General features: G+C 70.4%; 6 protein-coding genes. All 6 read right to left on the reverse strand.

The features are described from left to right. Positions 1 to 69: 69 nt before the first annotated feature. A complete protein-coding gene (gene prmA, locus VFH59_RS07275; protein WP_325164218.1) occupies positions 70 to 966 on the reverse strand; it encodes a 50S ribosomal protein L11 methyltransferase in 897 nt (298 codons plus the stop codon). A 113-nt stretch (positions 967 to 1,079) separates the two neighbouring features. Next, positions 1,080 to 2,447, reverse strand: coding sequence for an acetyl-CoA carboxylase biotin carboxylase subunit (gene accC / locus VFH59_RS07280; protein ID WP_325164219.1), 1,368 nt, complete (start codon positions 2,445 to 2,447; stop codon positions 1,080 to 1,082). A gap of 109 nt (positions 2,448 to 2,556) precedes the next feature. Further along, positions 2,557 to 3,024 carry an acetyl-CoA carboxylase biotin carboxyl carrier protein gene (accB, locus tag VFH59_RS07285; protein ID WP_325164220.1) on the reverse strand — a complete coding sequence of 156 codons (468 nt, stop codon included), beginning with the start codon at positions 3,022 to 3,024 and terminating at the stop codon, positions 2,557 to 2,559. A 58-nt stretch (positions 3,025 to 3,082) separates the two neighbouring features. Further along, positions 3,083 to 3,526, reverse strand: coding sequence for a type II 3-dehydroquinate dehydratase (aroQ, locus tag VFH59_RS07290; RefSeq protein WP_325164221.1), 444 nt, complete (start codon positions 3,524 to 3,526; stop codon positions 3,083 to 3,085). A gap of 193 nt (positions 3,527 to 3,719) precedes the next feature. After that, positions 3,720 to 4,247 carry a TlpA disulfide reductase family protein gene (locus VFH59_RS07295; RefSeq protein ID WP_325164222.1) on the reverse strand — a complete coding sequence of 176 codons (528 nt, stop codon included), beginning with the start codon at positions 4,245 to 4,247 and terminating at the stop codon, positions 3,720 to 3,722. 1 nt (position 4,248) lies between these two features. Continuing rightward, positions 4,249 to 6,072 (reverse strand): protein-disulfide reductase DsbD (locus VFH59_RS07300; protein WP_325164223.1); only part of this gene is annotated, 1,824 nt, incomplete at its 5' end.

Raw genomic sequence — 6,072 nt, forward strand, 5'->3', positions numbered from 1 at the left:
AGGAGCGCACCTGTGCGCGACCGCCGTGGATTACGGTCGCGCACAGGTGCGCTCCTGCAGGATTGGCCTTCAGCGACGGTGGCCGCTGATGCGGACCCAGTCCTCACGCGTATCCACGCGCAGCTCGTCGAACCACTCGGCGTAACGCGCCAGCAGTTCGTCCTGCTGGCCGGCCAGGATGCCGGAAATGGCGAAGGGTGCGCCCGGCTTGCAGGCGGCGGCGAAGGTGGGGGCGAGTTCGCCGAGCGGGCCGGCGAGGATGTTGGCGACGAACACGTCGGCCGGTGCAGCGGGTTCCTCACCGGGCAGGAACACGTGCAACCGGTCGGCCACGCCATTGCGTTCGGCGTTGTCGCGCGAGGCGGTCAGCGCCTGCGGGTCGTTGTCCACGCCCACCGCGCCGGCGGCGCCCAGCTTGAGCGCGGCGATGGCGAGGATGCCCGAGCCACAGCCGTAATCGGTGAGCTGGCGGCCGGCAAGGTCCAGCCCGTCGAGCCATTCCAGGCAAAGCGCGGTGGTCGGATGGGTCCCGCTGCCGAAGGCCAGGCCAGGGTCCAGCCGCACGACCACGATGTCCGCATCGGCCGGTGGCTCGATGTTCCACGGGTAGATCCACAGCCGGCGACCGAAGGGCATCGGCCTGAACTGGTCCATCCAGGCGCGTTCCCAGTCCTCGTCGGCGACCTCGCGGAAGGCGAGCTGATCCGGCTCCAGCCACGGCAGCAGTTCGCCGAGTGCCTCGACCAGGCCGCGGCGGTCGGTGCCGGCCTCGAACAGCGCATCCAGCGTGATCGTGGGCCACAGCGGCAGCTCGCCCACGCCGGGCTCGAAGATCGCCTGCTCGTCGGGCGTCTCCGCGTCGGCGTCGCGCAGGGTGATCGAGAGGGCGCCGAGGTCTTCCAGTGCTTCCTCCACGCGCGGCTGCTGCTCGGCGCGGAGGGTGAGGGCGAGTTCCAGAAAAGGCATGGGTGTGTGCGGTGCTGCGTCGGGTGATGCCGTAGGGGCGCCCCTGTGCGCGACCGGGCCGCATGGCGGTCGCGCACAGGGGCGCTCCTACAGAGGGTGCCTGCGGGGGCGGGTTACTCGCCGCTGGCCTTCTGTTCCTTCTGCTCGGCCATGCGCTTTTCCAGGTAATGGATGTTCTGGCCGCCGTGCTGGAAGCCGGCGTCGGCCATGATGCGCTGCTGCAGCGGGACGTTGCACTTGACGCCTTCGATCACGGTCTCGGCCAGGGCCAGCCGCATGCGGCAGATCGCGGTCTCGCGATCGGGGCCGTAGACGATCAGCTTGCCGATCATCGAGTCGTAGTTGGGCGGGATGCGGTAACCGTCGTAGAGGTGCGTGTCCACGCGCACACCCGGGCCGCCCGGGGCCTCGAAGCGCTTGACCGTGCCGGGGCTGGGCATGAAGGTGTCCGGGTCCTCGGCGTTGATCCGGCACTCGATCGCGTGGCCGCGGATCTGCACGTCTTCCTGCCGGATCGAGAGCTTCTCGCCGCCGGCGATCAACAGCTGTTCGCGGACCAGGTCGATGCCGGTGATCAGTTCGGTCACCGGGTGCTCCACCTGGATGCGGGTGTTCATCTCGATGAAGTAGAAGCGGCCGTTCTCGTAGAGGAACTCGAAGGTGCCGGCGCCGCGGTAGCCGATGCGGATGCAGGCGTCCACACAGACCTTGCCGATCTCCGCGCGCTGCTCCGGCGTGATGCCCGGCGCGGGCGCCTCCTCGACCACCTTCTGGTGGCGGCGCTGCATCGAGCAGTCGCGCTCGCCCAGGTGGATCGCGTTGCCCTGGCCATCGGCGAGCACCTGGATCTCCACGTGGCGCGGGTTCTCCAGGAACTTCTCCATGTACACCTGATCGTTGCCGAAAGCGGCCTTGGCCTCCGACTTGGTCATGGTGATGGCGTTGGCCAGGTGCGCCTCGGTGCGCACCACGCGCATGCCGCGGCCACCGCCGCCGCCGGCGGCCTTGATGATCACCGGATAGCCGATATCGCGCGCGATCCGCAGGTTTTCATCGACGTTGTCGCCCAGTGGTCCGCCCGAGCCGGGCACGCACGGCACCCCGGCGGCCTTCATCGCCTTGATCGCCTCGACCTTGTCGCCCATCAGGCGGATCACGTCGGCGGTCGGGCCGATGAAGATGAAGCCGGACTGCTCGACCTGTTCGGCAAAATCGGCCCGCTCGGAAAGGAAGCCGTAGCCCGGATGGATCGCCTGCGCGTCGGTGATTTCCGCCGCGGCGATGATGCGCGGGATGTTGAGGTAGCTGTCGACCGACGGCGCCGGTCCGATGCAGATCGCCTCGTCGGCCAGGCCCACGTGTTTGAGGTTGCGGTCGGCGGTGGAGTGCACCGCGACCGTCTTGATGCCAAGGCTGTGGCACGCGCGCAGCACGCGCAGCGCGATCTCGCCGCGGTTGGCAATGACGACTTTTTCTAGCATGGGAAGCTCCGAAGGAGCAGGGAACGCGGAATCGGGAACAAGGGACGGTAAGGGCGCGATGCCGCAGCCTTTGCCGTGCCCTGTTTCCGGTTCCCCGTTCTCCGCCGAATCACGCAATCACGAACATCGGCTGGTCGAATTCGACCGGCTGGCCGTTCTCGATGAGGATCGCCTGCACCGTGCCGGCGACGTCGGCCTCGATCTGGTTGAACATCTTCATCGCCTCGATGATGCCCAGCGTTTCGCCGGCCTTGACCTGCTGTCCGACCTTGACGAAGGCCGGCGCGCCGGGCGTGGCCGAGGCGTAGAAGGTGCCGACCATCGGCGCCTTGACCACGTGGCCCTCAGGGAGTGCGCTGGCGGCAGGCGCGGCATCGGCGGCCACCGGCGCGGCAGCAGGGGCGGGCGCGGCAGCGACCGGGGCGGCCTGCAGCGCCATCGGCGCGGCGGCGACGGTCATGCCGCCGGTGGGCACGCGCGAGAGGCGGACCACTTCCTCGCCTTCCTTGATTTCCAGTTCCGCGAGGTTCGATTCCTCGAGCAGGTCGATCAGCTTCTTGATCTTGCGCAGATCCATGGGAGTGCCTTCTTGTTCGGGGCCGCGCGGGCGGCCGGTCGGGTCTTTGGAGAGGTAATCAGGCCGGCGCGAGCCGCTGCAGTGCAGCCTCGAGCGCCAGCGCGTAGCTGGTCGCGCCGAACCCGCAGACCACCCCCACCGCCAGGTCGGACAGGTAGGAGTGCCGGCGAAACGGCTCGCGCGCGTGCACGTTGGACAGGTGAACCTCGATGAACGGGATCGCCACCGCCGCCAGAGCGTCGCGCAGGGCGATGCTGGTGTGGGTGAAGGCGGCCGGGTTGATCAGGATCCAGTCCACCCCGTCGGTGCGGGCCTGGTGCACGCGTTCGACCAGGGCGTGCTCGGCGTTGGCCTGGAAGCTCGACAGCTGATGCCCGCCCGCCTGCGCCTGCGCAACCAGCCGCGCGTCGATCTCCGTGAGCGTTTCACTCCCGTAGATCTCCGGCTCGCGCGAGCCCAGCAGGTTGAGGTTGGGCCCGTGCAGGACCAGCAATTTCGCCACGCGACACCTTGGCAGCAGCCGGAGCGGCCCGGCGAGGAGGCGAAGTGTGCGCGTCCGGAGTGATGTTGTCCAGTTCGACGCAGTTCGGCGATGTTTGGCGGAGAACTGGCGCACAAACCGTGCGTGGGCGTATGGCGTCGAGGCCGTTGGCAGGAGCGCGCCGGTAGGTGATCGCCGGCTGCCCGGCGCGCCCCTACAGGGGGTCCTTGCCCAGCCAGCGCTCCAGCGTGGCGGGATCCAGCACGCCGGCGTGGCTGGCCAGCACCGTGCCGTCGGCATCGAGCAACACGCTGTACGGCAGCACGCTGGCGCTATCGCCCAGTTGCCGCGCGCTGTCCGGGTCATCCAGGCGGCCCAGCAGGATCGGGTAGTTGACCGGATAGGCCTCGAGATAGGCGCGCACGTTCTCCGGCGTATCCATCGCGATGCCGACCACCGCCGCACGGGTCCCGCCGAACCGAGCCTGTGCTGTCACCAGTGCCGGCATCTCCTTCAGGCACGGCCCGCACCAGCTGGCCCAGAAATTCACCAGCACGCGGCGGCCGGCATAGTCGGCGAGGCTGTGCGTGCGGCCGTCCAGGTCGGGCAGCTGCAGCACCGGTGCCGGCCGGCCGGCCAGGTCCGGTCCGCGCCGTTCGCGTGCAGCATGCTGCAGCCAGCCGCCGGCTGCGGCGGCGAGTACCGCCAGGGCAAGGATCAGCCAGCTCGCGCGGGTCATCATGTCAGCGCGCCGCCTCGGTGAGCGCCTGCTCGACCAGTCCGGAGGTGAGCACGGTCGGCAGCTTGTGCCCCTCGCCACCGCCGCGCGGGAACACCACGTAGAGCGGCACGCCCGGCGAATGGTAGCGCTGCAGGAAGGCGGCGATCGTGGGGTTCACGTCGGTCCAGTCGCCCTTCATGTAGACCGCGCCGGTGCGCTGGAGCAGCGCGCGGAAGGTGGCCGTGTCCAGCACGGTGTGCTCGTTGGCCTTGCACGTGACGCACCAGTCGGCGGTCATGTCGACGAATACCGGGGTGCCGGCGGCGCGCAGCTCGGCCAGCCTTTGCGGGCTGTAGGCGACCACGCCGGAGTCCGCCTGCGCCGTGCGCAGCGGCGGTGGCAGCTGCGCCAGTCCGTACAGCGGCACGGCGGTGGCCAGTAGTGCCAGCAGCACCGGTGCACGCACCAGGCCGGCACGGCCGCGGCTGCGCTCGAACCACCACAGGGTCAACGCGAGGAACACCGCGGCGACCAGCAGCAGGCCCACTGCATCGGCACCGCGCTGGTTGGCCAGTACCCAGGCCAGCCAGGCGGCGGTGAGGTACATCGGGAAGGCCAGCAGTTGCTTGAGCGTCTCCATCCAGCGCCCCGGTCGCGGCAGCCGCCTGGCCAGCGCCGGCACGAAACCGACGGCGAGGAATGGCAGCGCCAGGCCCAGGCCGAGCGCCACGAACACCAGCAATGCCGCCAGGGCGGGTGCGGCAAAGGCATAGGCCAGCGCGCTGCCCATGAACGGTGCCGTGCAGGGGCTGGCCACCACCACGGCCAGCACGCCGGTGAAGAAATCACCGCCCATGCCACCGCGCGTGGCCCATCCGGCGCCGGTGTTGCCCAGCGAAGCGCCGAACTGCACCAGCCCGGACATCGACAGGCCCACCGCCAGCATCACCAGCGCCAGCACGCCCACGAGCAACGGCTGCTGCAGCTGCGTGCCCCAGCCCAGCGCGTGGCCGGCCGAACGCAGGGCGAGGATGCCCAGCCCCAGCGCGACGAAGCTGACCAGCACGCCGGCGGTATAGGCGACCGCGTGCGCCCGCGCGCGCGCCGGGCTCTCGCCGCTTTCCAGCAGGCCGACCGCCTTGATCGACAGGACCGGCAGCACGCACGGCATCAGGTTGAGCACCAGGCCGCCGCCGAGGGCGAGCAGCAGTGCGAGCCACAGGCGGGTCTGCAGCGGGCCCGGCGCGGCGGCGGCCGGCGGCTCCGCCGCGGTGGTGGTAGGCGTCCCGGTCGACGGGGCGGCGCTGCCCAGGTCGATGTCCAGCGTCCGCGTCATCACCGGGTAGCACAGGCCGCCGTCCTGGCAGCCCTGGAAGCTCGCCTCCAGCACCAGTCGCGTGCGCCCGCCCGGGTCGCCCGTGAGCGTCACCGGCAGCTCCAGCTCGTTGAAGTAGACCGTGACGCTGCCGAAGTGCGGGTCGTCCTTGCGCGTGCCGGCCGGCCACTGCGGCGTCAGCGTGAGGCCTTCGCCGTCGCGCAGCTGCAGCCGGGTCTGGTCGCGGTAGAGGTAGTAGCCGGGCGGCATCGTCCAGCGCAGCAGCAGGTGGTGCGGGTCCTGCGCCAGTGCGTCGAGCTTGAAGGCCTGTCCGGCCGGGAGCGGCGGGTCCCCGCCCGCGGAGCCGCGGGTAGCCCCGAGGCTCCGCAGCGCGGCGCCGCGCGAACGGCCGCCGGACGTGGCGACGGCGGCCGGCAGCGGCAGGTCCAATGGCTGGGTGTGCGGCGGATAGCAGATCTTCGGGTCGACCTCGTGGCAGCCCTGGAACTGCACCTCCAGGCGAAGCCGCCT

Source organism: Frateuria sp. (assembly GCF_035695185.1).
Lineage (GTDB): Bacteria > Pseudomonadota > Gammaproteobacteria > Xanthomonadales > Rhodanobacteraceae > Frateuria_A.